The following is a 23895-nucleotide window of genomic DNA, read 5'->3' on the forward strand; positions in this document are numbered from 1 at the left end:
TTCAGACGATCTGGATGGCCCGGACCCGGGGCGGGTTGTTGGGGAAGGTGATGTCCGTCCAACGGTCGATCCGCACCGAGTCACCGTTGACGTCGTAGTAGATCAGGTCGTTGTTGCCGGTGGAGATGCGGTCCACCCACCAGCTGCCGAAGTCGGTGGTGCCGCCGTTGGCATAGCAGTCGACGCTCTGCCGGCCGTCCAGGTGCGACCAGATCTTCAGGAAGTTCTCGCCGCCGACGCACTGCACGTGGTCGATGGCGAACGCGTGGCCGCTCGGCACGGTGATGGTGAACGCGATCGCCGCCGCGAACGCCGTGGCCAGCGAACAGACGACCCTCTTGGTCCTCGAGAACACGGGATTCCCCTTCGCACGAAGCCGGCCGGCGAACGGCCCACTGCCGCCCACCCGCTCCGGGAGCCCTCAAGTTAGCGAGGGCGGTCCCCCGTTCGGCCGCAACACTCCGAACGCGAACCACCCCCGCGCGACTTCACCCGTTCGTGTCAGGGCAGTTGTCGGGGCGCTTGTCAGGGCGCTTGTCAGGGACGGGCGAAGAACGGTTTCTGGTCGAGTTGCCGGGGCAGGAACGCCAGTTGCAGGCCGTGGTCCAGCCTGAGGCGCAGGGTGTCGTCGGCGGCCAGGGCCTGGGCGAGGCGGGTGGCCAGCGGGCGGGGGTCGGCGGCGGGGTCGGCGAGGACCAGGGCGAGGGTGGCGTCCGCCTCGGTGGAGGGGACCAGGTGGGCGGCGGCGATCTCCGGCTCGGGGGCGAGCAGGTCGCGCAGCGCCCGGTGCACCTCGGGGTCGGCGTGCGGCGGGAGGTAGGGCCGGTTCTCGGCGACGGCGCGCAGGCGGGCGCCGGTCAGCAGGTAGGTGACGGGGCCCGCCGGGTCGACCAGCAGGATCTCGGCGCGCTCGGAGAAAGCGACCATCGCGGCCTGCGGGGCGGCCACCGGCGCGGGCCGGGCGTCCGCGCGCCAGGCGGCCATGGTCTCCATCGAGGTGAACGCGGGCAGGGCGCGCCGGCCGTCGGCGGACTCCAGCACGGGCACCGCCATGTCGCTGGTCTTCTCGCGCTTGTGCCCGTTCTCGTCGTACTCCACCTCCCCGAGCACGGCCACGATCGGCACCATCAGCCGGCTCGGCGTCAACGCGGACAGCAACTCGCCCTCGGTGGACGGGTCCTGCTGCCAGGCGGCGAGGGCTGCGGCGAGGACGGGGTCGGCGGTGCCGTCGTCCTCGGCGAACCCGGGATCGGGGATGTTCTTGCGCTCCACCCGTCGAGCGTATGCCACGTTTACGTCGGGGCGGTCGGCGGTGCGCGTGCGGGGCGCGGGCGCGCCGCGGGAGGAGTGCGGCCGGCTCCTGTGCGCGTGGCTCCGGCGGTTCGCCCCGCGGACGCGGCGGCGGTGCGGCACGCTGGGCGCAGATGGTGCCGGTGGAAGGGGAGATCGTGGGGTACGACCCGATGTTCGCGGTCCGCAGGGCGGCCGAGGCGGTGGCCGAGGCGGCGAAGGACGTGGCCGGCGGGCACGCCGCCTGGGACCGGCCGGCGGACGCCGTCAATTCGCTGGAGCAGATGGAGAGGCTGACCGTCGCGCTCGCGGATCTGCTGCGGCAGCAGGCCGACGCGCTGCCGGGGCTGACCGCGGACCCGCAGGCCGGGGACGCGGCCAAGTTGGTCTCGGAGGCGGCGGCCACCGCCGCGAAGCTGGTGGAGCAGATCCGGAAGGCCGGTGGCACGGCGCGTTCCGTCCGCTGACCCGGGCCGCCGACCGCCGCCTCCGCCCGGTGCCGCCATGATGATCGGACGGGCCCACCCGGTGTGGGCGGATCGTCGGGCGGGAGTGGTGCGGGCATGGGTGGGTTGCGGATCGGCGTGCTGGCTCCGTTGAGCCGGCCGGGCTGGGTCGAGGCGGGTCAGCAGCTGCTGGGCGGAATGGAGTCGGCCGTCCGGGAGGCCGAGGCGGCGGGCGTCGGCGGGCGGCCGGTGGAGCTGCTGGTGCGGGACACGGCGGCCGATCCGCAGCGGGCGGCAGCGGCGGTCGACGAGCTGGCCGCGCTCGGCGTGCGCGCGATCGCGGGCGAGTTCCACAGCGTGGCGGCCCGGGCGGCCGCGACCCGGGCGGACCGGCTCGGGGTGCCGTTCCTCTGCTCGTCGGCGGTGCTGGACGCCCTGACCGACCGCCCGACGGAGCTGGTGGCCCGACTGGCGCCCGCCCAGTCGCACGGCTGGCGGGTGTACGCGGAGTTCCTGCTCGCCGCCGGCCACCGCCGCGTCGCGGTGGCGACCCAGCGCGGCGCGTACTGGGAGGCCGGCACCCGCATCCTGCACGAGCGCCTCGCGGCGGACGGCGGCGGCGTGGTCGAGCTGGACGCCGATCCCGGCACGGTCGGCGACGCCCTCGCCGCGTCGGGCGCGAGCGCCGTCCTGCTGCTGACGGGCTTCCCCGACCCGGCGGTCCCGATCGTCCGGGCCGTCCGCCGGGACCGGCGGCTGGCCGGTGTGCTGATCGGCGCGCCGGCCGGGCAGCCCGAATTCGCCGAGTGGGAACGCCTGTTGGGCGCGGACGCCGCCGGGGTCCCGTTCCTGCGCTACCTGCCGGAGCGCCTCGACCCGCTCGGCGCGCGGGTCGAGGCGGCGCTGCGCGCACACCTGGGCGCGGAGCCGTCGTTCGTCGCGTTCGAGGGCTGGGACACCGTCACCGTGCTGGCGGCGATGGCGGGTTCGGGCGCCGCCGACTGGTCCGACGTCCGAGTGACGGGCAGCCGGGGGCCGATCCGGTTCGACCGGGTGCCGGGGATCGGCGTGCGGCAGTGGGCCTGGGCTCCCGTCCAGGTGGCCGACCGCGACCCGGCCGCACCGGGCCGGTGGCGGGTGCTGCACACCGGCTGAGCGGAACGACGGTGCCCGCCCCGGGGCGGGGGCGGGCACTCGTCGGCGCGCGCACGCCCGGCAGGCGGGCGTGGAGAAGTCGGGAAATCAGTCTGATGAACTACCCGGAACGGGGGCCTACCGCCCGGTAGGGGGATGTGGCAGTCTGCGGCCATGGCTCTCGCTGAAACCACCGCTCCGGGCGGCACCGTGTCCGAGCGCGCCCGGTACGACCGGGCGACGGCCCACCTGGACGCGCCGCTGGCGATCGTCGACCTGGCGGCGTTCGACGCCAATGCGGCGGACCTGGTGCGGCGGGCCGGTGGGAAGCCGGTCCGGGTGGCGTCCAAGTCGGTGCGCTGCCGGGCGCTGCTGGAACGGGTGTTGGCCCGGGACGGCTTCGCGGGCGTCATGAGTTTCACGCTCGCGGAGTCGCTGTGGCTGGTGCGCAGCGGGTTCACGGACGTGCTGCTGGCGTACCCGTCGGCGGACCGGGCCGGGTTCGGGCGGCTGACCGCGGATCCGGAGCTGGCGCGGCAGGTGACCGTGCTGGTCGACGACGTGGCGCAGCTGGATCTGATCGACGCGGCCCGGGAGGGTTCGGCGACGGTGCGGGTCTGCCTGGAGCTGGACACCTCGCTGCACCTGCTGGGCGGCCGGGTCCGGGTCGGGGCGCGGCGGTCGCCGCTGCGCACGCCCGAGCAGCTGGGCCGGTTCGCCGAGCTGGTGAACGGGCGGCGCGGCTTCCAGGTGGTCGGGCTGATGGCGTACGAGGGCCATGTGGCGGGTGTCGGCGACGCGGTTCCGGGCCGGGCGGTGCGGTCGGCGGCGATCCGGCTGATGCAGGCGAAGGCGCGGGCCGAGCTGGCGCACCGGCGGGCCGAGGTGGTGCGCCGGGTGCGGCAGGTCGCGGAGCTGGAGTTCGTGAACGGCGGCGGCACCGGCAGCGTGGAGTCCACGGTGGCGGAGCGCGCGGTGACCGAGGTGGCGGCCGGTTCGGGCCTGTTCGTTCCGCGGTTGTTCGACAACTACCGTTCGTTCCGGGGCCGTCCGGCGGCGCTGTTCGCGCAGCCGGTGGTGCGGCGGCCCGGGGTCGGCGTGGTGACGGTGCTCGGCGGCGGCTACCCGGCGTCCGGCCCGGCGGGGGCGGACCGCTCCCCCGTCCCGTACCTGCCGGCCGGTCTGCGCTACGACCCGCAGGAGGGCGCGGGCGAGGTGCAGACGCCACTGCTGGGGTCGGCGGCGGACGACCTGCTGATCGGCGACCGGGTGTGGTTCCGGCACGCGAAGGCCGGCGAGCTGTGCGAGCGGTTCGCACAGCTGCACCTGGTGGAGGGCGACGCGGTGGTGGAGACCGTGCCGACCTACCGCGGCGAGGGTCACGCCTTCCTGTAGGCCGTCCGGGAGTCGCTGGTGTCGCGGGCTGCTTCGTAGGCGGTTCCGATGCGCAGGAGAACGGGCTCGGCGAGTTCCCCCGCGATCAGCTGCAGGCCGATGGGAAGGCCCGCGCCGTCCAGCCCGATCGGTAGCGTCAGGGCGGGCAGACCGGTGACGTTGGCCGGCGCCGTGAGTCGCACGTACGCGTCGGTGACGGTCTCGGTCGAGCCGTCCGGCCAGTGCACCTCGGACTGTTCGCGCTCGGTGGCCGTGCAGGCGACCGTCGGTGCGGCGATCGCGTCGATGCGGCCGAACAGGTCGCGCCAGGCCTGCCGGACGACGGCGCGGGCGCGTTGCGCCCGCAGGTAGTCGCCGGCCGGGAGGAGACTCCCGGCTTCGAGCAGCACCCGCACGTCCTCGCCGAACAGGTCCGGGCTGTGCCGCAGGTGGTGTTCGTGGGCGGAGGCCGCTTCCGGTCCCATCAGGCCCCACACGACGGGCAGCAGGTAGTCGGTCAGCGGGACCTCCACCTCGACCGCCGTCGCGCCGAGGCCGGTGAGGAGGTCGACGGCGGCCCGGACCGCGTCCTCCACGTCCGGTGTCACCCGGTCGAAGAAGTGGTTCCGGGGGATGCCGATGCGCAGGCCCCGCAGGTCCGTCGAGCCCTCGTACGCACCAAGGGTGCGGGGCGGGGCGATGCTCGCCGGGTCGCGCGGATCGCGGCCGGCGAGGGCGTCGAGGACGAGGGCGGCGTCGAGGGTGCTCCGGGTGATCGGGCCGACGTGGTCCAGGGACCACGACAGCGGTGCGACGCCGTGCCGGGAGACCAGGCCGTAGGTGGGCTTGAGTCCCACGACGCCGTTGAGGGCCGCGGGGACCCTGATGGAGCCGGCGGTGTCGGTCCCCAGCGCGAAGACGGCCGAACCGGCCGCCACGGCCACCGCCGAACCGCCGCTGGAGCCGCCGGCGATGCGGCCGGGGTGCCGGGCGTTGGTGGTCCGGGGCGTGATCAGGCCGTAGGCGAACTCGTGGGTGTGCGTCTTGCCGATCAGCACGGCGCCCGCGGCCGCCAGCCGGGCGGCCACCGTGCTGTCCGCCGCGGGCAGGCGGCCGGCCCAGACCCGGGAGCCGGCCGTGGTCGGCACCCCGGCGGTGTCGATGTTGTCCTTGAGCGCGAAGGGAATTCCGTGGAGGGGGCCGCGGTGCCGACCCGCCAGCACGTCCCGCTCCGCTCGTGCCGCCGCCGTCCTGGCGGCCTCGGCGGTGACGGTGGCGTACGCGTGGAGGCCGCCCTCGGTCTCGTCGAGGCGTCCCAGGACCGATTCGGTCAGCTCGACGGGCGAGAGGTCCTTCGCCGCGACGGCCTCGGCGGCGGCGGCGAGCGTGAGCTCATAGGGCTGCATCGTCGGACCCTCCGGGCGCGGCCGCGGGGTCGTCGACGGCGTGGAAGACCGGCGCCGGCGCGACCCCGATGAGGTCGAGCTCGCCCAGTGCGCCGATCTGGCCGTGGAGCCGGCTGCTCAGCTCGATGGCCGCGAGGAGCCGGTCGTCCACCGGCGGCGGGTCCGGGTGCGGTGCGGGCGGGGCCCCTTGGGCGGCCGGCTCGGGCGGGACGGTGGGCAAGGACACTGACGCTTCCTCTCGGGAAAGCCCGACGGCCCTGCTGACCGGGGAGTCGACAGGGCCGCCGGGCGGAATCAGGCCCGCGTGCCGGTCACGGCCGGCACGCGGGGCGTGCGGTGCGCGGGGGCCGTACGAGGGGAGCGGGGTGGGGCCGGGTCACAGGTCCACGGTGACGTCGTACTTCTCGAGCCACGCGTTGATCGAGAGCGGCACCTCCAGATCGATGCGGGTGATCTGCGTGCTCTCGGAGCTGACGGGACGGTTCAGGCGGTCCGTGACCCGGTCCAGGTCCAGGAGCGGCAGGATGGGCGCCTTGCCGTCGGCGATGACCTCCGCCAGCCGGTCGCGGAGCTTCTTCTCGTAACCGGAGTCCTGGGTGCTCGGGTACGGGGCCTTGACGCGCTCCACGATGGACTGGGGCAGCACGTCACGGGTGGCCGCGCGCAGCAGGCTCTTCTCCCGGCCGTCGAACTTCTTCATGGCCCAGGGGGTGTTGAAGACGTACTCGACGAGCCGGTGGTCGCAGAACGGGACGCGGACCTCCAGGCCCACGGCCATGCTCATCCGGTCCTTGCGGTCCAGGAGGGTGTTCACGAAGCGGGTGAGGTTGAGGTAGCCGAGCTCCCGCATCCTCTTCTCAAGACCGGTCTCCCCGGCGAGCACGGGGACTTCGGCTATCGCCTCGTGGTAGCTCTGGCGCCGGCGCCCGGGGATGTCGAGCCGTCCCAGGAGGCTCCGGTCGAACAGCGGGGTGCCGTCGTAGAACGGGCCGGGCGTGGTGGTGAGCCAGGGGAAGGTCTCGGCGGTGAGCACCTCCGGGTCGTGGAACCAGCTGTAGCCGCCGAAGAGTTCGTCCGCCGATTCGCCGGACAGGGCGACGGTGGACCGTTCGCGCACGGCACGGAAGAGCAGGTACAGGGAGGGCCACAGGTCCCCGTACCACACGGGCGGCAGGTCGGTGGCGGCCAGCACGGCGGCGCGGATCGCCGGGTCGCTCAGGTCGTCGCTGTCGAGCAGGATCTCCTTGTGGTCCGCCTTGACGAGTTCGGCGAGGTCGCGGACGAACGGCGCGTCGGGGGTGCTGCGCAGGGGGTCCGGCACGAAGTTCTCGGCGGCGCCGACGAAGTCGACGGAGAAGGAGCGCACGGGGCCGGCGCCCTCGGCCTTGAGGGCCTTGGCGGCGAGCGCGGTCACGGCCGAGGAGTCCAGGCCGCCGGACAGGAGGCTGCACAGCGGGACGTCGGAGACGAGCTGCCGGGAGACGATGTCCTCCAGCAGTTCCCGCACGGTGCCGATCGTCCTGTCCAGCGGGTCGGTGTGCTCCTTGGCTTCGAGCGCCCAGTACCGGTGCTTGCTCAGGCCCTGGCGGGTCAGCCGGACGATGTGCCCGGGGCGGACCTCCGACATGCCGGTGAAGATGGCGTGCTCAGGGGTCTTGACCATGTCCAGCAGTTCCCGCAGGCCGTCGGCGTTCACCCGCCGGGGAACCTCCCGGTTCGCCAGGATCGCCTTGGGCTCCGAGCCGAACAGGACCCCGTGGCGGGTGGGGAAGTAGTAGAGCGGCTTGACGCCCATCCGGTCGCGGACCAGGAGCAGTTCCTCGCGGCGGACGTCCCAGACGGCGAACGCGAACATGCCGTTGAGCCGGTCGACCATGCCCTGGCCCCACGCGAGGTAGGCCTGCAGGACGACCTCGGTGTCGCTCTCGGTACGGAAGCGGTGGCCCCGGGAGACGAGCTCGGCGCGCAGCTCCCGGTAGTTGTATATCTCGCCGCTGAAGGTCAGGACGGCCAGCGGGCGGCCGTCCTCCTCCGCGACCATCGGCTGCCGGCCGCCCTCCAGGTCGATCACGGACAGCCTGCGGTGACCGATGGCCGCGTGCCGGTCGAGCCAGGTTCCCCCGGCGTCCGGACCGCGGCAGGCCATGGTCTCCGTCATGGCGTCGATCGTGGAGCGCTCGAGTGTCAGATCACGCTCGAAGTCCACCCAGCCGACAATTCCGCACATGTGTGTTGTCCTCTCCGTAAGGTGTGGCACCGGGGGCGCGGCGCACGGGCCGCGGCGGGGCGCCGGAATCCCGTGCGGGACGGGATTCCGGGCGACCCGGGGGTGACGGTAGGAACCAGGTCTACGAGCCGCTCAGGAGCGCGTGGCGCTCGGCCAGCTGAGACCGCGGGCGAAGTGGATCAAGGTGACCAGGACCATCAGGGCGGCCGTGACGCCGCCGAGGGTCATGACCGTGGACGGGGAGGTGCGGTCCACGATGCTCCCCCCGACCAGCGCGCCGATCGAGATCGTCGCCTGGAAGGAGGCGGTGAACAGCACCGAGGCCGCCTCGGGCGCGTTGGGCGCCGCCTTGGCGAACCAGGTCTGGGACGACACGGGGACCGCTCCGTAGGCGACGCCCCAGACGATCAGCAGCGCCACCGCCCCGACGTTCGAGCCGCCGAGCACCGGCAGCAGCAGGGTGGCCCCGGCGAGCAGGGCGGCCGCCGCGCCGAACCCGACGCGGGGACGCCGGGCGACCAGGGAGCTGCCCACGAAGTTGCCGACGATTCCGGCGACTCCGTAGATCAGCAGGAAGACGGTGATCAGCTTGGGGCCCGCATGCGTGACCTGTTCGAGGAACGGGGTCACGTAGGTGTAGGTCCCGAAGTGGGCCAGCACGATGAGGAAGGTCAGCAGCAGGGCGAAGCGGGTGTTCACGCTGCGGAACATCCCGCCCAGCACGCTCATCCGGGTGGTCTCGATCGGCGGCAGCGGCGGCATGACGAGCAGCAGCATGACGAGCACGCCGACCGTCAGGACGCCCATGACGACGAACGCCGTCCGCCAGCCCGCCACATCGCCGATGAACGTGCCGACCGGGACGCCGAGCACGGATCCCAGCGGGACGGCCGAGAAGATCACCGAGACGGCCCGGCCGACCTTCTCCGCCGGCACCAGCCGGTCGGCGAGTCCGGCCCCGATCGACCAGAACCCCCCGATGGTGATGCCCACCATGACCCGCGACACCAGGACCAGCCAGTAGTCCGGCGCCACGGCGGCCAGGCCGTTCGCCAGGGCCAGCAGCAGCATGAACGCGCACAGCATCTTCCGGCGGTCGATGCGCGCGGTCGCCATCGTGACCAGCGGCGCCGAGATCGCTGCAAGGAATCCGGGCATGGTCATCATCAGTCCTGCCATCCCGTCCGAGATGGTGAAACTGGATCCGATCGAAGTGAGCAGGCCGATCGGCAGGATCTCGGTGGTGACGATCGAGAAGATCCCCAGCATTACTGACAATACGGCCAGCCATTCGATCACTGGTGATCGGGCCGGCAGGCCGGTTCCGCCGGGGTGCGAAGTGGCGGTAGTTGTTGAAGCCATGAATTCCGTCCTTGAAGTGCCTTTCGGTGCCCGGCAAGTCCAGCAGGTTCCCCGGGATGCGGGCTGGCGGCTTTACGACATCACCGTTACGAGGGACGGCCGCTGGCCCGAATCCGCCGCCCCGGAGCACTGTTGCCGCAGGTCGAAGCGGCCTTTCCGGGGCGACGGCCGCGCCTGAAGGGGCGTCAAGTCGGCTGCTACTTGGGCAGGTTGCCGACCAGGAACTGGCGTGCCCGGCCCGCCGCCGGTGCTACGCTGAATCCGCAGGGCGTCGGACTCTTCTCCGGGGCCGGCGCCGCGTCGCGGCAATTCACGGATACTTTGGCAAATCCGCATTGACCCGGGCCGGTTCGACGGTGACGGTATGAGCCATGCCGATCCCGATAGCCCTCGTTTTCGCTGCAGGAATCTCAAGCCTCGACCTTGCGGCCGCGCGTGAGATGTTCGGCGTCAATCGCGCCGGCGCCGGTCTGGTCGATCCGTGGTACGACTTCGCCGCGTACGTCGTGGACCCTGTACAGAGTTGTGACGCATGCCGTATTGATCGGCTGTGCAGTCTCGACGAACTGGCCAAGGCCCACACCGTGATCGTCCCGGGCTGGCCGGACCTCACGCAGGCGCCGCCCACTGCTCTGGTGAACGCGATCCGCGACGCGCACGAGGCCGGTGCGCGCATCGTCTCCGCCGGCACGGGCGCCTTCGTGCTGGCGGCGGCCGGCCTGCTGGACGGGCGGCGGGTCGCCACCCACTGGGCCCATGCCGACCTGCTGGCGGCCCGGTACCCCCGCGTGCGGGTCGACGCGGACGCCCTCTACGTCGACGAGGGCGACATCCTCAGCTCCGCCGGCGGGGCGGCCACCATCGACCTGTTCCTGCACCTGGTTCGGCTGGACCACGGGGCCGCCGTCGCCAAGGCCCTGGCACACCGGCTGGTCATGCCCCACCAGACCGCCGACGAGCAGGCGCCGCCCTCCGCCCCGTCCGAGCCCGGCGCCGAGGACCGGGTGCTCACCGAGGTGCTGTCCTGGGCCGCCGGGCGGCTGGACCAGCAGGTGACCGTCGAGGACATGGCGCAGCAGGCGAACGTCAGCCGCCGCACCCTGGTCCGCCGGTTCCGGGCCGGCACCGGCATGGCCCCCCTCCAGTGGCTCCTGACCCAGCGCGTTCAACTCGCCCAGCGGCTGCTGGAGACCACCCACCTCAGCATCGAGCAGGTCGCCACGCAGACCGGCATGGGCACGGCGGCCACCCTGCGCCGGCACTTCAGCCGCTCGGTCGGGGTGCCGCCGGACTCCTACCGGCGCTGGTTCCGCGGCCGGGGCCGGGGCGACTGGAGTCCGGTGCCGTCGGCGTAGCGCCGGCCTCCGGGAGGGCGGCCCCGCGGCGCTCCCCGACCACGACGCCCCTGATCGATTTCCGCAGCCCCGAAGGGAGAACCCGTTCATGAACACCGAGGACGCGTCCGTGCAGGCGCGGTCCGTACCACCGCACCTGCCCGAGGCCTTCTACCGCGAGCTGGGGCCCGGCAGGTTCGCCAGCAGTCCGGCCACCGCGGGGCCGTGGAGCGCGAAGTTCCAGCACGGCGGTCCCCCGTCGGCCCTGCTCGGGCGGGCGCTGGAACGGCACGAGCCGCGGGAGGGCCTGCGGATCGCCCGGGTCACGGTGGAACTGCCGCGTCCGGTCCCGGTCGCCGAACTCCGGGTCGAGGTACGGACCGTGCGTTCCGGCCGGCGCGCGGAACTGGTCGAGGGGGAGATCAGCTCCGGCGGGCAGACGGTGATGCTGGCCCGGGCCTGGCGGCTGGCCGCGAGCCCGCCGGACACCCCGGCCCTGTACCCCGGGCCGAAGCCCCCGCCGCTGCCCGACGCGCAGCCACCGCACACCATGGCCGACGCCCACCTGGACGGCTACATCGCGGCCGTGGAGTGGCGGTTCGAGCCGGGAAGGGGCTTCGACACGATGGGGCCCGGCACGGTCTGGGCGCGTCAGCGCGTCCCGCTGCTCGCGGGTCACGAGGACACGCCGCTGACCCGCGCGCTGACGCTGGCGGACAGCAACTGGGCCGTCGCCTTCGAGCTCGACCACCGCGGGCGGTTCGTCATCAACACCGACGTGACGCTGCTCCTGCACCGCGATCCCGTCGGGGAGTGGCTCTGCCTGCGCTCCACCACGGAGGCGAGCCCCGACGGCTCGGGTCTGGCCCAGGGGCGGCTGGCCGACGTCGTGGGGGACTGCGGCCGGGTGCTGCAGACGCTGCTGGTCGATGAACGCTGACTGCGGGAGCTCGTCGCCGGCCCTTCCGGCACGTGGAGGCGCGGGAGGGCCGGCGGCGGATGCGCGGCGAGCCGGCCGCACGGCGACCGGGACCGGCGACGGGAGGCGCCGGCTACTGCGGCCAGTCGACCAGCAGTTTGCGCGGGCCGCGGAAGGAGACGTTGGCGGGGAAGTCGAAGTCCTGGTCCTCGACGAGGCGCATCCCGGGCGCCCGCTGGGCCAGCAGGTCGAGGGCGATCCGCGCCTCCATGCGCGCGAGCGGGGCGCCTATGCAGTAGTGGATGCCCTGGCCGAAGGAGAGGTGCTTGCGGGAGTCCTCGCGGTGGACGTCGAAGGTCTCCGGGGCTTCGAAGTGCTTCGCGTCCCGGTTGGCCGCGCCGAGCAGCAGCAGGATCTTCGCGTGCGCGGGGATCTCGACCCCGCCGACGGTGACCGCCCTGGTGGTGATGCGTCGCCAGGCGGGGATGCTGCTGTCGTAGCGGAGGATCTCCTCGACGGCCTTGGGGATGAGCGACCGGTCGGCGCACAGGTCGTCCCACTGCCCGCGGTTGACGAGCAGCCGGCGGACCGCGTTGCCGGTGAAGCTCGTGGTGGTCTCGTGACCGGCGAAGCTCAGCCCGTACGCGACGTTCGTGATGTCCGGGATCGACAGGCTCTCGGGATCCGCCTGGTGGATGCGGATCAGGTCGCTGGTGAAGTCGTCGACCGGTTCGGCCAGGCGCTTGGCGACGAACTCCTCGCAGTACTGCCAGTAGTTGACCATGTTGTTGGCGATGTCGCGCTGCTCGTCGACCGTCGGCCGGCCCCAGCTGAAGGCGATGCGGTTGCCGCACCACGACTTCAACATGTCCATGTCCTCATCGGGAAAGCCGATGAACGTGAAGATCATGTACGCGGGGAGCGGATAGGTCAGCGCCGACACCAGGTCGACCACGCCGGGTTCGATCGCGTCGACCAGCTCCGTGGCCTTGGCCCAGACCTTCGGCTCCAGGGTCGCGATCCGTCGTGCGGAGAACGCCTTCTGGTTGTGGCGGCGGATCCGGGTGTGCCGGGGCGGGTCGCAGTCGGACATCACCGGGTAGGCGTGGAAGCCGGCCTTGAGGATGGACTGGGCCTCCTCGGCCAGTGGGAAGACCGGACGCTGCCCGACCGCCGCGGAGAACGTCCCGGGGTCCATCAAGGCGCTCTGGATGTCGTCGAAGCGGGTGATCACCCACATGTCGATCGCCGGCGCGTAGAAAGCCGCAGCCTCTTCACGCACTCCGGAAAGGATCGGATACGGGTCGGCGACATAGGCGTCGCCCAGCGGATCGAAGCTGTGATTGACGGGGCACGCCATCGCGTCCGTCATGACGGAACCTCCTGGGTTCGGTGATCTCCAGTGTCGCCGGGCCCGGCTCTCCTGGAAAGGTGATTGATATGGACGGAAACCCGGGTTTTTCTCATGGCTGAGCGCATGAGCCTGCGTCAGTTGGACTATTTCGTGACGGCCGCCGAAGTCGGCACGATGACCGCCGCCGCCCAGCTGCTGTACGTCTCGCAGTCCGCGGTGTCCGCGGGGATCGGCGAGCTGGAGCACCAGCTCGGAGTGCAGTTGCTGGTCCGCGCGAAGGCGAAGGGGCTCACCCTCACGCCCGCCGGACGCCTGTTCCTGCCGGAGGCCCGGGCGCTGCTCGCCCGCAGCGAGGAACTCCGGCTCGGAATGCGGGAGGCGGGCCGCGGGCTGGCCGGCCGGCTGACGATCGGCTGTTTCAGCACCTTGGCGCCGTTCCTGCTGCCGTGCGTGCTGGAGGAATTCCGGACCGTTTGTCCCGATGTCACCCTCGACTTCGTCGAAGGATCCCTCGACGAATTGCAGGATCTGCTGCGCGAGGGAACATGCGAATTGGCCCTGCTCTACGGCGCCGACATTCAGGCCGGAATCGACTTCGACGCGCTGTACTCCGTCGTGCCGCACGTCCTGCTGCCGCAGGGGCATGCACTGGCCGGGGCGGAGGCGGTCCGGCTCACGGAGCTCGCCGAGCACGACATGATCATGCTCGACGTGCCGCCCAGCCTCCGCTATTTCACCGAGGTGCTCGCCGCCGCCGGGGTCAGCCCCCGGATCCGGTACAGCACCGAGAGCTTCGAGACGGTCCGCAGCCTGGTCGCCCGCGGCGCCGGCTACTCCCTGCTGATCCAGCGCCCCGCCCTGGCCGTCAGCTACGAAGGGCTGGGCCTTCAGGTGCGGCGCATCGCCGACGACGTCGCCCCGCTCCCGGTCGGGCTGGCCCGGCTCTCGGGCACCCGGCCCACCCGGCGGGCGGCGGCGTTCGCCGCGTTCTGCCGCGAGCGGGTCGCGGGCGCAGCGGCCGCGACGCGGCGTGCTTCCCCGGCAACCGGCGCGACGGTCCCGCTGCCGCGGCAGCGCCGGGGGCACCGTGCGGCGGCCGGCACCGGGACCGTCTCATGACGCCGGATCGGCCTGCGGCCGGGCCGCCACCAGCGGGTGGTCGGCGTCCGCGGGGTCCGTCGCCGAGGCTCCGCCGGGCGAGCCGAGCTCGACGAAGAACCCGCGGTCGGCAGCGGCGTAGTCCGCCCACTCGGCCGGCACGTGGTCCTCGTAGAAGACCGCTTCGACCGGGCAGACCGGCTCACAGGCGCCGCAGTCGACGCACTCGTCGGGCTGGATGTACATCTTGCGCGGGCCCTCGTAGATGCAGTCGACGGGGCACTCCTCGATGCACGCCTTGTCCTTGACGTCCACACAGGGCTGGGCGATGACGAAAGCCATGGTTCAGTCCTCCACTTTCCGGGTGTCGGCGCCGGCGGGCAGCGCCGCGAGGTGGCCCTCGCCCCGCTGTTCGCCGGCGGCGTCGGGTTGTTCGGCCGTCGGTGGCCGCAGGGGCTCACGGGTCGCCGCGAGGTGCTCGCTCCAGAGCTCGGCCGTGACCGGGCCGGGGAGCACGACGGCGCCGGCGGTCCCGGGGGCGGGAGAGGTCGGCTGCTCCCCCGCGGGGGTGATCAGGGCCAGCTGCGGCTGCGGGGCGCTCGGGACCGCGGCCAGGCCGACCAGGAGGAGGTTCCCCACGATCGCCGTGCGGGCCCGCCGCGGGCCCGTCAGCTCGGGCGCGGCGGTCGCGGAGGTCTGCAGCAGCGTTTCGTAGAGCCGGACGGCGCCCGGGAAGTCGTCGTCGTGCACGGCGCGCCGCACCAGTAGCCGTGGAGCCGCGAGGTGCGGGTCGGTGGAGCCGCCGTCCCGGCCCTCGGACGGGCGGGCCTCCTCGCCCTTCCACGGGCGGTGCTCGACCAGTTCGGCCACCATGCCGTCGGGGTAGCGGACCCGGGCCCGGGCTCCCGGCAGGATGGGCTCGGGCGGTTCGAGAAGGGTGGTGCCGGTGCCGTCCAGCAGCGCCAGCTGCCGGTCGAGCGACGGCACGATCAGGGAGTAGGCGGTCTGCCGTTGGACCGCGGTGAAGGGGCGTTCGCTGGCGATGAGGAGGAGGTTCCCGACGGCGGCCAGTTCCAGGCCGCCGAAGTCGGGGATGGGCATCCGCAGGTCGGCGGGCACGCCGAGCAGGCGCTCGTAGAAGGCGAGGTGATCGTCGAGGTCACGCACGTCGATGAGCGACCGGGCGAGCAGCCGCGGCCGGGGCAGCGCCGAGGAGTCGGGCCGGGTGCGGAACCAGCGCTCGGGGTTGGCGGGTCGTCGGGGCACGGACATCGTCAGCCCTTCGTCGGGTCGGGGGCCGGGGCGCACCACCACGACCGCGCGGTCAGCCCCCAGGCCGTCAGCTCCTCGGCCACCAGCCGGTGCAGCGAGGTGGAGTCGCCGAAGTGGTCGGGCATGCCGGTGACGGTCAGGGCCATGCGGGAGCCCAGCCGGCACAGGCACAGCGAGGCCCGGAGCCGGGCCTTGTCCGGGTGCAGGCCCGGTACGTTCATGGTGCGCAGGGCCACGGACTCGGCGGTGCGGCCGGCGAGACGGGCCACGGCGTCGGGGGCCTGCCCGAAGTTGGAGGCCACCGCGTCGGTCTGCTGCGCTCCGGGGTTCTTCAGCGCACCGGCGAGGCGGGTCGGCAGCAGGTGCCACAGCGGTGCGGGCACCAGCGTGGCGCTGTGCGCGCCGGAGCCCTCCAGGAGCGTCTTCGTCGCCTGCCGGGTCCGGCGCAGGTCTTCGTGCTGCACGGGGCGGTCCGGCACGCCCAGAGGTACGACGACCAGGGCGTTGGCGCGTTCGTCGGCCGCGCCGCGGCGAAGGTTCATCGGGATGCCGAGCTCGATGTCGCTCCGCCGGGGGCGTGGCACGTGGGCGCGGACGAGGTTGGCGGCGATCTCCAGGAACAGGCTGTTGGTCGTGCCGCCGCAGGCGCGGGCCCGCTCCTCCCACGCGGAGGCGTCCACGTCGACGATGGCCGTGGTGAAGAAGCGGGGCTGCGCCGGGGGGCCGGGCGGCGGGGCGGGGCGCCGGCGCAGTGCCGTGCCGATCAGCGCGCGTCGGCGGGGGTCCCCGACCAGCTCCAGGGACCAGCGGGCCGACTGGACGACGGCCCCTCCCACCTGCCGCAGGGCGTCGGCGGCATCGCTGTGGCGCAGGCCGGCGGGCCGGCGGGCGACGGTGCTGCCGGCGAGCGCGTTGAGGATGCCCAGGCCGTCGCTGCGGAAGTGCGGCACGGTCAGTGAGACCAGGCAGCCGCCCCGGTAGGGGGCGGCCGCGAGGCGCCACAGGGCCGCGGAGTCGGCCGGCAGGGGCTCCTGGACCTGGGCGTCGATCCACTGCGGCGCGGTGGCGTCGGTCAGCGGCCGCTGCTCCAGGTGCAGCGGCTGCGTGTTGGCGGCCCGGACCCAGGCGCGGCGGGCTCCCGGGAAGCGCACCGGGGCCGCTCGGCGGCTGAGCAGTCCCCCGTCGAGACGTCGCCATTCGGCCTGCAGCGCCTCCGCGGGGAGCGGGGCGGAGAAGCGCCACAGGACCTGGACGACGCGGGAGGAGCCGAGCGACTGCGCCGCGTGGTGCAGCATCTCGTCGGTGGGGTTGAGCCGCCAGGACGTCGCGTCGTTCATCGGGCGACCGCCTTGAGCAGCTCGTCGGCCGCGTGCCGGCCGACGGCGGGGGCGAGTTTGAAGCCGCCCCCGTTCCAGCCGACGGCGGTGACCAGGCCCCGGGGGCGGGGCCAGCTCGTGACCGCTCCCGGGCCGTCGGGGGTGAGGGCGTCGTAGGCGGCGACGCCGCCGACGGCACGGGCGCCCGACAGCTGCGGGCACCGGTGCCGGACGACGCCGCGGACGCGTTGCTCCTCGGCGGCCGGGACGGTCTGCCGCACGGTGGCGGGCACACCGGTCCGGGTGGAGGACACGCCCGCCAGGACGACTCCGTCGGTGTCCCACCGCCGCAGCCACGCCCCGGTGCTGCCGTCGACGACGGTGGGCAGGTTCGCCAGGCCCGCGGTGTCCTCGCAGCGGAACAGGCAGTAGCCGACCGCCCGGGTGCGCATGGGCAGCCGGACGCCCACGGATGCGGCCAGGGGTTCGCTCTCGACGCCGGCCGCGAGCAGGACGGCGTCCGCGTACACGGGGCCCGAGGTGGTCCGGACGCCGCGGATGCGGGACAGGGGGCGCGTCAGCAGCGCGGTGGCCCGGGCGGTGAGCAGGCGCAGCGTGCTCCCGGCGTCGCGCAGCACGGCCCGGGCGACGGCCGTGACCGGCAGCCAGCCGGCGCGCGGTTCGAGGACGCCGAGCAGGTGCTCGGGGACGGCGAGGCCGGGGAACGTCCTTCCGATCCCGCCGGAGTCGAGGACGACGGTCTCGTGCCCGGCGGCGTGTGCCGCCTCCAGTGCCGCCCCGGCGCGGACCAGGGAGTCACGGTCGAGCAGCGTCAGGCTGCCGTGTTCGCGCAGCTCGGGCCAGGTGCCGTGCCAGCCGCGCCGCTGGTAGAGCGCACAGCCTTCGGCGGCCCAGGCGGCGTGGGCGCCGGTGGGATCGAAGGCGCGCACCAGCCCGCCGGAGGCGCTGGTCGCCCCGCCGGTGGCCCCCGTGTCGTCGATCAGGACCACCGATGCGCCGTGGGCGGTGAGCCGTTCGGCGGTGGCCAGGCCGATGATGCCTCCGCCGACGATCGCCACGTCCGCCGTGAGGGCCGTCGTCACTGCAGGACCCGTTCGGCCAGCCGGTGCCGGGGCGCGTCCGCGTCCCGCAGCAGCAGGAGCGATTCGGTGACGTCGGAGGACCGTGCCGACAGCATGGCCAGGGCCCCGGCGTCGCCCATGCCGTGGCTGGCCTCGCACAGTCCGTTGAGGTAGACCTTCAGCGGGCGCCGGGCGGTGGCGGAGGCCTTGAGCGCGATCGAGTAGTCGCGGTCCACGACGGGGACGCCGTCGTCGTCCAGGGGCAGGCGGTGGGCCACGCCCTCCAGGAGCGGGTGGTAGCGCTCGTCGCCCGCACCGGTGCCGAAGTCCTTGAAGCCGGTGGCCAGGATGACGACGTCGGCGTCGACGGCTTCCGGGGTGAAGTGGTTGATGTCGCGCACCGTCAGGCGGTGCGGTCCGCCCGGTGCCGCGGCGGCGACCTCGGTGACCTCGGTGAACGGCAGCAGGCGCAGGCGGTCGGACCCGGTGAGTTCGTACTCGCGCTGGACGCCCACGAGCCGGTCGATCACGTCCTGGTCGCAGGCGGCGTAGTTGATGGAGCGCAGCTCCTCGCGCAGGCGTCGCTTCGTCGCGGTGGGCAGGGGGTGGAAGTAGTCGACGAACTCCGGCAGGAACACCTGGCGGCTGTAGGGGCTGGTGTCCTTGAGCCGGAACCCGATGCCGCGGTGGAGGGAGGTGACCTGCCGGACGTTCGGGCGCTCCAGCAGGTCGAGCACGATCTCGATGGCGCTCTGGCTGGCCCCCACGACCGCGACCCGGATGTCCTCGTGCGCCAGGGCCTTGATGGAGGAGAGGTAGCGGGCCGAGTGGAAGACGGTCCGACCGAGGGCGTGGTGGAAGGCGGACGGGATCCGGGGGGAGCGGCCGGTGCCCACGATGACGGTCTCGCCGAGATAGCGCCGGCCTTCCCGGGTCTCCACGCAGAACAGCTCGCCGCCGTCCGCGTCGTCGACGAGCGAGAGCGCCGTGGCGGACTGCTGGTAGTCCACGGAGGGTGCGAAGGACTCCGCGACCCAGGCGAGGTAGCCGGCGTACTCGCGACGCAGCGGGAACTTGGTGTTCAGGTGCAGGTAGTCGGTCAGCATCCCCCGGGAGGCGAGGTACTTGATGAAGGTGTGGGGGCTGTCCTGGTTGCGCTGCATGACCAGGTCGCGGAACGGGTTGTTCTGGATGTCCGCGCCGGGCAGCAGCTGTTCGTCCTGCCACTGGAAGCCGGGCGACCGCTCGATGAAGTGGACCTCGTGCAGGCGGCCGAGTTCCTCGAGCGCCACGGCCAGAGAGAGGTTCGCCGGCCCGAAGCCGATACCCAAGATCGGATGAACCTTGTCCTTCGTCACTCTTCACGCATCCTCAGCTTGTCGCGTGTGCGGGAGGGTCCGCGCCGGGCGGGGCGCTTGCGGGCGCCCCGCCCGGCGCGGTCGTTCCCGCCCGGCGGGATTGACGGGTCCGGCGGTGGTCAGGAGCTCAGCAGGGTCGTCTCGGTGATCGCGTTGGCGTCGTCGACGTGGACGACACGGGACTTGAATCCGACCTGCTCGTCCTCGTTCAGCTGCGCGTAGCTGATGATGATGACCTTGTCGCCCGGCTGGACGAGGCGGGCGGCGGCGCCGTTGATCACGATCTGCCCCGCCGGGGGTTCCGGGGAGTCGTCCAGGATGGTGTAGGTCTCGAACCGGGCGCCGTTGTTGACGTTGACGACGTGGACCAGTTCGTGGACTCCGATCTCGGCGGCCTCCAGCAGTTCCGGCGAGATGGTGATCGAACCGACGTAGTTCAGGTTGCTGTCGGTGACGGTCGCGCGATGGATCTTCGAGTGCATGAAGGTGCGCTGCATGATGCGTCTCCCTGACGGTGTGTGGTGTGCGGGTCGGCGCGGGACGGCGGGTGGGACGGTCGGTTGCGCGGCGGATCAGCTGCCCTCGGGCGCCGGGAGGCTGCGGCCGACGGACAACCGGGCGAAAGCGGCCGGCGGTCGGCGGTCGAGGTCTGCCAGCAGGGGCGGGTTCCCCACCGTGGAGGGGGCGCCGAAGGCGTCGGACACCTGCTCGGCGAGGTCCGGGGTCACGGGCCAGGCCAGGGTGCGCAGCGTCCAGAGGTACTGCAGGGCGCCGGAGACCTCGCCGGGGTCGTCGATGTCGAGGTCCGCGCAGCGCAGGGCGAGGACCTCCAGGTGCAGGGCGAGCGCCTCCGCCGCCCTGCGGATGGAGAAGGTCTCCAGGCGGTAGGCGTCCTCGAAGCGCCGGCGGGACGCCTGCAGCGCGGTGGTCCACCAGGGCGACGGCTCGGCGTCGACGGACCGCCCGGCCAGGGCGGCGGTGAACTTCCCGGCGATGGTCGCGACGGGTGCGTCGAACCGGGTGGCCAGGGTGGAGGCGGCCACCGGCTCGCTGAATTCGGACTGCTGCAGCTCGGGACTGGTCAGGGACAGCACGAAGCGGGTCCGGTCGCGGCCGAACGCCTCCAGGAACTCCCCGGCCCAGCGCACGTCGCCCTTGCTGGTGGAGAACTTGCGGCCCTCCAGCAGGTAGTACTGGTTGGTGAGGGTCCGGGTCCTGGGCAGCTCGACCGGCAGCCCGTGCCGCACGGCCAGCAGCGACAGCGCGACGTAGACGAACGCGTTGTAGAAGCCGTTGTCGATGCCGATGAACTGGACCAGCTCGTCCGCGCCGGCCTGCCGGCCCTCCCGGGCCCGGTCGAGCCAGTACAGGTGGCCGACGTAGATCTCCGGCCAGGCGTTGACGGCCTGGCCCGGAGCGTCGGGGCCGTCCCAGTCCACCGGGATCCCCCAGCTGCTGGGGTAGGTGACCGGAATGTACGGCAGCGGCCCGGCGAGGGACTGTTCGACGACCCGCTCCAGATCGGGACGGAGCCTGATGTCCGAGGACCGGTACCAGTTGGTGAGCATCGACCGGTGGCGTTCCAGGTCCAGGACCCAGATGGAGACCGGCCGGCGGGGCAGGGCCGAGGCCGTGTCGGCCACGGGCAGCAGCGCGCCCGGCAGGTTGTACAGACCGCAGGCCTCGCAGACGCCGGCCCGGGCGTGCGCCAGACAGGTCGGGCAGCGCCCGGTGACGAAGGCCTCGGCCCGGTACTCGCCCGCGACCTCGTCGTAGGGCAGCTCCACCTCACGGCGGTCGAAGGCGCCGTGCCGCCACAGGTGGGTGAAGAAGTTCTCGACGAAGGCGGTGTAGGCGGCGTCGGGACGCTCGAAGAGATCGACGTCGACGCCGGCCAGCGCCAGGGTCTTGGTCACGCTGTCGAAGGCCTGCCGGATGAGCGACTCGGGTTCCGTGCCGAGCCGCTCGGCGGTCGTGACGACATAGGTCTGGTTGTCGTCGGTGCTGGTGCCGAAGGCCACGTCGTGCCCGTGGATCTTCTGCGCCCGGGCGCACACGTCGCTGCCCAGCACCGGCCCCGACAGGTGTCCGAGGTGGAGGTCCCCGTTGGGGGTGGGCGGCGAGAAGGTGACGTTGATCCGTCGCCGTCCCCGGTCGGCGCCGCGCGAGGCGTCGGTCGTCATGGAACCCCTCCTCACTGAGCGGGCTGGAGCCAGTAGATGCTGACGAAGGTCAGCGGCTCGTCGGCGCTGACGTTGGTGACGATGTGGTCGGTGCCGTGGGGGATGTAGATGACGTCGCCGGGGACGACGTCCCGCTCCTCGTCGGCCACCCGCGCCCGGCCGCGCCCGCTGACGAAGATGAACGTCTCGTCGGTGGCGTGCCCGTGCGGGGTGCTGGACTCCGTGGGCCTGATGGAGCACAGGGTGCTGTTCCACGGCGGGGTGACGACGCCGTCCCAGGGGTAGAGCTGGCGGATGTCGCACCCGTTCTTGCGGATCAGTTCGTCACCGGTCGCTGTCTTGACGTGCATGCGGTGTCCTCTCGTGTCTGCTGCCGCGCGCCCCGCCCCGCGACGGGAGCCGGCGTGCCTGGCGTGCTGCGGAGTGGTGCCGGCCCGGAGCCCGGGTCATCCCAGGGCGAAGAGGCGCTCGATGACCTCGGGTTCGAAGGACTCGGGGGGCACCTGGAAGGGGCCCTTGAAGGTGGCCATCCGCGATCCCGCCAACACCGGGTCGGTGGGCCACACTTCGGCGTACGCCCGGCGGCGGGCGACACCCGCGGGCGTGAAGGTCATGTTCATCGTGGTGCGCACCGAGCCGGAGATCCGCAGGCGGTGCATCCGGATCTCGCGCTCCCGGGCGTACGGTTCGAGGGCCTTCGGCTCCCACGTGCTGGAGGACCGCAGGGCGTCGCGCACCATGCGCGCGTCCCGCAGCGCGATGGACAGCCCCTGCCCGATGACCGGATCGGTCCACCCGGCCGCGTCCCCGACCAGTACCGCCCCCGGGGCGAAGGGCAGATCGGCCCACGCGTCGTTCATCGGGTAGAAGGCGCAGGTCGCGGACGGCGTGGCCGTGGCGAACATCTCGCGGTCGGGAAGGCAGTCGAGCTGGAAGGCCTGCAGGAACTCGGCGTGCCGGTTCGGCCCGGAGAACCGGCCCTTCTGGGCGACGTCGTGCAGCAGGTACAGCCTTGCGCGGCCGCCCTCGCGCGGGAAGACGAAGTACAGCAGGTCCCCCTCGGTGCCGATGGAGGTGACGTTCACCGGCCAGGCGTCCAGGTTCTCCACCAGCATCCCGCCGCCGAGGGAGTTCGGCGGGGTCTGGGTCAGGCCGATGCCCAGCTGCCGGCGCACGGTCGACATCCGCCCGTCGGCGCCCACCACGAGGCGGCAGTCCACCTCGTACTCGAGGTCGTTGTGCTCGTAGCGGACCCGGGGGTTGGCTCCACCGCTCACCAGGACGTCGCCCACGCCCCGTACGACGGTGGCGCCGGCGTCCTCCGCCGCGTTGGACAGCGCCTCGCAGGCCTCGGGGTGCCCGACGTCCAGCACTCCGCGGATTCCGGGAAGCATTTTGTCCAGGTGCAGGGCCCTGGCCCGGGCGGTTTCCGGGTCGACTATTTCGTCGAATCCGACGAAGCGGTCGACGTAGGTGCCGCCGGCCTTGAGAATGCACTCCTCCAGTCCCAGCTCAAGGAGTTCCGCGACACCCCAGCAGTTGATCACTTCGCCGCGGACCTTGTCCCGGTAGACGGTCTGCCGTTCGAGGAGCAGCACCTGGTGCCCGTCCCCGGCCAAGGCGGCGGCCAGCGCGGATCCGGCGATCCCGCCGCCGACGATGACCGCGTCAATGCGTTCAGCTTTCGCCATGGAATCCCCTCCGGAACATGAATGCGAGCACGCCGGGCAGGGCCGGGGAAATCGCCGGCCGAACCTGTTGTGCCGAGTTCGTCATGAATTGAATCATCGCTGCCGCATCGGGCCGGGACGAGACGAGGACGTGACACTCGTCGTTCACTTTGGGCCACGGCGCGAATGCCCCGGAAGGAATCTTGACCGAGGGGCGCGCCGGACACCACCGGCCTTCCACCGAATTCCGACCGGGCAGATGTCCTGTTCGGCCCTGTTATTCGGCGAACGGGACATTGACGTCGTGCGGGATCCCGGGCGGTGTTCCCCGAGATGCGGAACGGAAGGAGTGGGTCGGATGGGTCTCGTGAGAGGAAAGGAGATCCGCGCTGCAAAACGCGGTCAAACTGCTCAGACTTCCCGGTCGGCGCAGATTCCGTTCAGGGTGATGTCCCAGATCTGCCGGAGCTGCTCCACGGCGTCCGGTTTCCTGGCTTCCTCGAGGGCGGTACGCGTCCGGGCCTCGGTCCCGGTGAGCAGGTGCGCGACCAGGGAGGCCAGGGCGGCCGGGGACGTGCCGGCCCGCAACTGGCCCGCGCGGTGGGCGTGGCGGGCCAGTTCGCTGACCGCCGGCAGCCAGCAGGCCGACAGCCCGGGCCGGCTGTCGGGGCGTTCGCGCATGAGCCGGGCGGTCGACCGTACGGCGATGTCGTCCTCCAGGAGCCGGGCGAGATGCATCGTGAGTTCGACGATCAGATCGAGGGGAGGACCGGCGCCCGCCGTCACGCGGTCGACGACGGCGCGGACCGCACTGCGCCCGAGGTCCTGGACGGCGTCCGCCAGTTCGATCTTGGAGCCGAAGTGGAAGGTGAGGGCGCCGGTGGTGGTCCCCGCCGCTTTGGACACCTGCAGCATTGACGTGCCCGCATAGCCGTGTCGATCGAACTCCGCGGCGGCTGCGTGGACCAGAGCGATTCGGGTTCGTACTGCTCGTGCCTGCATGTGGTGGCTCCGGGGCATTGGCTGGTCGCAGGGGCTGGGAAGGCTGGAACTCCCCAGGGAAGCATTTG

Annotated in this window: 24 protein-coding genes; 7 read left to right on the forward strand and 17 right to left on the reverse strand. The window is 72.6% G+C overall.

The window, feature by feature from the left end; all coding sequences use genetic code 11:
* Window position 1 precedes the first annotated feature (1 nt).
* Entirely contained in the window at window positions 2–355 is a 354-nt protein-coding gene (locus CG736_RS03250) for a beta/gamma crystallin domain-containing protein (protein WP_100584581.1), read from the reverse strand.
* Window positions 356–537: 182 nt separating this feature from the next.
* Window positions 538–1272 carry an SseB family protein gene (locus CG736_RS03255; protein WP_100584582.1) on the reverse strand — a complete coding sequence of 245 codons (735 nt, stop codon included), beginning with the start codon at window positions 1270–1272 and terminating at the stop codon, window positions 538–540.
* A 152-nt stretch (window positions 1273–1424) separates the two neighbouring features.
* On the opposite strand from CG736_RS03255, the gene CG736_RS03260 reads away from it, so the two are divergent.
* From CG736_RS03260 to CG736_RS03270, 3 genes are all read left to right on the forward strand, one after another.
* Window positions 1425–1757, forward strand: coding sequence for a hypothetical protein (locus CG736_RS03260; protein ID WP_100584583.1), 333 nt, complete (start codon window positions 1425–1427; stop codon window positions 1755–1757).
* A 96-nt stretch (window positions 1758–1853) separates the two neighbouring features.
* Window positions 1854–2891, forward strand: coding sequence for an ABC transporter substrate-binding protein (locus tag CG736_RS03265; RefSeq protein WP_100584584.1), 1038 nt, complete (start codon window positions 1854–1856; stop codon window positions 2889–2891).
* A gap of 153 nt (window positions 2892–3044) precedes the next feature.
* Complete coding sequence (locus tag CG736_RS03270) at window positions 3045–4265, forward strand: alanine racemase (protein WP_100584585.1); 1221 nt, start codon at window positions 3045–3047, stop codon at window positions 4263–4265.
* Here the strand turns inward: CG736_RS03270 and CG736_RS03275 are convergent.
* The 4 genes from CG736_RS03275 to CG736_RS03290 form a co-directional block, all read right to left on the reverse strand.
* Entirely contained in the window at window positions 4250–5650 is a 1401-nt protein-coding gene (locus CG736_RS03275; RefSeq protein ID WP_100584586.1) for an amidase, read from the reverse strand. The two genes, CG736_RS03270 and CG736_RS03275, sit on opposite strands and share 16 nt — an antisense overlap.
* A complete protein-coding gene (locus CG736_RS03280; RefSeq protein WP_100584587.1) occupies window positions 5637–5876 on the reverse strand; it encodes a hypothetical protein in 240 nt (79 codons plus the stop codon). The genes CG736_RS03275 and CG736_RS03280 overlap by 14 nt, the downstream gene beginning before the upstream one ends.
* A 150-nt stretch (window positions 5877–6026) precedes the next feature.
* Window positions 6027–7877 (reverse strand): asparagine synthase (glutamine-hydrolyzing), encoded by a 1851-nt coding sequence (asnB, locus tag CG736_RS03285; protein ID WP_100584588.1) that lies wholly within the window; start codon window positions 7875–7877, stop codon window positions 6027–6029.
* A 132-nt stretch (window positions 7878–8009) separates the two neighbouring features.
* Complete coding sequence (locus CG736_RS03290; protein ID WP_232733754.1) at window positions 8010–9146, reverse strand: MFS transporter; 1137 nt, start codon at window positions 9144–9146, stop codon at window positions 8010–8012.
* Between CG736_RS03290 and CG736_RS37415 the strand changes: the two genes are divergently transcribed.
* From CG736_RS37415 to CG736_RS03300, 3 genes are all read left to right on the forward strand, one after another.
* Window positions 9034–9417, forward strand: a complete 384-nt coding sequence (locus CG736_RS37415) for a hypothetical protein (RefSeq protein ID WP_232733827.1) — start codon at window positions 9034–9036, stop codon at window positions 9415–9417. The genes CG736_RS03290 and CG736_RS37415 overlap by 113 nt on opposite strands.
* A 193-nt stretch (window positions 9418–9610) precedes the next feature.
* Complete coding sequence (locus CG736_RS03295; protein WP_100584590.1) at window positions 9611–10594, forward strand: GlxA family transcriptional regulator; 984 nt, start codon at window positions 9611–9613, stop codon at window positions 10592–10594.
* Between the two features lie 88 nt (window positions 10595–10682).
* Window positions 10683–11513, forward strand: a complete 831-nt coding sequence (locus CG736_RS03300) for a thioesterase family protein (RefSeq protein ID WP_100584591.1) — start codon at window positions 10683–10685, stop codon at window positions 11511–11513.
* Between the two features lie 112 nt (window positions 11514–11625).
* On the opposite strand, the gene CG736_RS03305 is transcribed toward CG736_RS03300, so the two are convergent.
* Window positions 11626–12864 (reverse strand): cytochrome P450, encoded by a 1239-nt coding sequence (locus CG736_RS03305; RefSeq protein ID WP_100584592.1) that lies wholly within the window; start codon window positions 12862–12864, stop codon window positions 11626–11628.
* A gap of 93 nt (window positions 12865–12957) precedes the next feature.
* Here CG736_RS03305 and CG736_RS03310 point away from each other — a divergent pair, with 93 nt between their 5' ends.
* Window positions 12958–13965 (forward strand): LysR substrate-binding domain-containing protein, encoded by a 1008-nt coding sequence (locus CG736_RS03310; RefSeq protein WP_232733755.1) that lies wholly within the window; start codon window positions 12958–12960, stop codon window positions 13963–13965.
* Here CG736_RS03310 and fdxA read toward each other — a convergent pair.
* The 10 genes from fdxA to CG736_RS03360 form a co-directional block, all read right to left on the reverse strand.
* Window positions 13960–14286 carry a ferredoxin gene (gene fdxA, locus CG736_RS03315; protein ID WP_100584594.1) on the reverse strand — a complete coding sequence of 109 codons (327 nt, stop codon included), beginning with the start codon at window positions 14284–14286 and terminating at the stop codon, window positions 13960–13962. The two genes, CG736_RS03310 and fdxA, sit on opposite strands and share 6 nt — an antisense overlap.
* A 3-nt stretch (window positions 14287–14289) precedes the next feature.
* Window positions 14290–15216, reverse strand: a complete 927-nt coding sequence (locus tag CG736_RS03320) for a VOC family protein (RefSeq protein WP_157815384.1) — start codon at window positions 15214–15216, stop codon at window positions 14290–14292.
* Between the two features lie 2 nt (window positions 15217–15218).
* A complete protein-coding gene (locus CG736_RS03325; RefSeq protein ID WP_100584596.1) occupies window positions 15219–16553 on the reverse strand; it encodes a hypothetical protein in 1335 nt (444 codons plus the stop codon).
* A complete protein-coding gene (locus tag CG736_RS03330) occupies window positions 16550–17635 on the reverse strand; it encodes an FAD-binding oxidoreductase (RefSeq protein WP_100584597.1) in 1086 nt (361 codons plus the stop codon). The genes CG736_RS03325 and CG736_RS03330 overlap by 4 nt, the downstream gene beginning before the upstream one ends.
* The gene (locus CG736_RS03335) at window positions 17632–18972 is read right to left on the reverse strand and encodes a SidA/IucD/PvdA family monooxygenase (protein ID WP_100584598.1); all 1341 of its coding nucleotides are present in this window, start codon (window positions 18970–18972) and stop codon (window positions 17632–17634) included. Before CG736_RS03335 ends, CG736_RS03330 begins: the two co-directional genes overlap by 4 nt.
* Before the next feature lie 119 nt (window positions 18973–19091).
* On the reverse strand, window positions 19092–19469 hold the full coding sequence (gene panD, locus CG736_RS03340; RefSeq protein WP_043911639.1) for an aspartate 1-decarboxylase: 378 nt from the start codon (window positions 19467–19469) through the stop codon (window positions 19092–19094).
* 75 nt (window positions 19470–19544) lie between these two features.
* Window positions 19545–21155 (reverse strand): class I tRNA ligase family protein, encoded by a 1611-nt coding sequence (locus CG736_RS03345; RefSeq protein ID WP_100584599.1) that lies wholly within the window; start codon window positions 21153–21155, stop codon window positions 19545–19547.
* An 11-nt stretch (window positions 21156–21166) separates the two neighbouring features.
* The gene (locus CG736_RS03350; protein ID WP_100584600.1) at window positions 21167–21505 is read right to left on the reverse strand and encodes a cupin domain-containing protein; all 339 of its coding nucleotides are present in this window, start codon (window positions 21503–21505) and stop codon (window positions 21167–21169) included.
* Between the two features lie 96 nt (window positions 21506–21601).
* Window positions 21602–22846, reverse strand: coding sequence for an NAD(P)/FAD-dependent oxidoreductase (locus tag CG736_RS03355; RefSeq protein WP_100584601.1), 1245 nt, complete (start codon window positions 22844–22846; stop codon window positions 21602–21604).
* A 390-nt stretch (window positions 22847–23236) separates the two neighbouring features.
* Window positions 23237–23845, reverse strand: coding sequence for a TetR family transcriptional regulator (locus CG736_RS03360; RefSeq protein WP_369879789.1), 609 nt, complete (start codon window positions 23843–23845; stop codon window positions 23237–23239).
* Window positions 23846–23895 lie beyond the last annotated feature (50 nt).

This window comes from Kitasatospora sp. CB02891 (assembly GCF_002803145.1).
In the GTDB taxonomy this organism is placed as follows: Bacteria; Actinomycetota; Actinomycetes; order Streptomycetales; family Streptomycetaceae; genus Kitasatospora; species Kitasatospora griseola.

What these genes read in the sequence shown, in the direction of transcription:
- CG736_RS03260 (WP_100584583.1), top strand. Translation starts at nt 1,425, where the DNA reads ATGGTGCCGGTGGAAGGGGAGATCGTGGGGTACGACCCGATGTTCGCG.
- CG736_RS03265 (WP_100584584.1), top strand. Translation starts at nt 1,854, where the DNA reads ATGGGTGGGTTGCGGATCGGCGTGCTGGCTCCGTTGAGCCGGCCGGGC.
- CG736_RS03270 (WP_100584585.1), top strand. Translation starts at nt 3,045, where the DNA reads ATGGCTCTCGCTGAAACCACCGCTCCGGGCGGCACCGTGTCCGAGCGC.
- CG736_RS03275 (WP_100584586.1), bottom strand. Translation starts at nt 5,650, where the DNA reads ATGCAGCCCTATGAGCTCACGCTCGCCGCCGCCGCCGAGGCCGTCGCG.
- asnB (WP_100584588.1), bottom strand. Translation starts at nt 7,877, where the DNA reads ATGTGCGGAATTGTCGGCTGGGTGGACTTCGAGCGTGATCTGACACTC.
- CG736_RS37415 (WP_232733827.1), top strand. Translation starts at nt 9,034, where the DNA reads ATGGTCATCATCAGTCCTGCCATCCCGTCCGAGATGGTGAAACTGGAT.
- CG736_RS03290 (WP_232733754.1), bottom strand. Translation starts at nt 9,146, where the DNA reads ATGCTGGGGATCTTCTCGATCGTCACCACCGAGATCCTGCCGATCGGC.
- CG736_RS03295 (WP_100584590.1), top strand. Translation starts at nt 9,611, where the DNA reads ATGCCGATCCCGATAGCCCTCGTTTTCGCTGCAGGAATCTCAAGCCTC.
- CG736_RS03300 (WP_100584591.1), top strand. Translation starts at nt 10,683, where the DNA reads ATGAACACCGAGGACGCGTCCGTGCAGGCGCGGTCCGTACCACCGCAC.
- CG736_RS03305 (WP_100584592.1), bottom strand. Translation starts at nt 12,864, where the DNA reads ATGACGGACGCGATGGCGTGCCCCGTCAATCACAGCTTCGATCCGCTG.
- CG736_RS03310 (WP_232733755.1), top strand. Translation starts at nt 12,958, where the DNA reads ATGGCTGAGCGCATGAGCCTGCGTCAGTTGGACTATTTCGTGACGGCC.
- fdxA (WP_100584594.1), bottom strand. Translation starts at nt 14,286, where the DNA reads ATGGCTTTCGTCATCGCCCAGCCCTGTGTGGACGTCAAGGACAAGGCG.
- CG736_RS03320 (WP_157815384.1), bottom strand. Translation starts at nt 15,216, where the DNA reads ATGTCCGTGCCCCGACGACCCGCCAACCCCGAGCGCTGGTTCCGCACC.
- CG736_RS03325 (WP_100584596.1), bottom strand. Translation starts at nt 16,553, where the DNA reads ATGAACGACGCGACGTCCTGGCGGCTCAACCCCACCGACGAGATGCTG.
- panD (WP_043911639.1), bottom strand. Translation starts at nt 19,469, where the DNA reads ATGCAGCGCACCTTCATGCACTCGAAGATCCATCGCGCGACCGTCACC.
- CG736_RS03345 (WP_100584599.1), bottom strand. Translation starts at nt 21,155, where the DNA reads ATGACGACCGACGCCTCGCGCGGCGCCGACCGGGGACGGCGACGGATC.
- CG736_RS03350 (WP_100584600.1), bottom strand. Translation starts at nt 21,505, where the DNA reads ATGCACGTCAAGACAGCGACCGGTGACGAACTGATCCGCAAGAACGGG.
- CG736_RS03355 (WP_100584601.1), bottom strand. Translation starts at nt 22,846, where the DNA reads ATGGCGAAAGCTGAACGCATTGACGCGGTCATCGTCGGCGGCGGGATC.
- CG736_RS03360 (WP_369879789.1), bottom strand. Translation starts at nt 23,845, where the DNA reads ATGCCCCGGAGCCACCACATGCAGGCACGAGCAGTACGAACCCGAATC.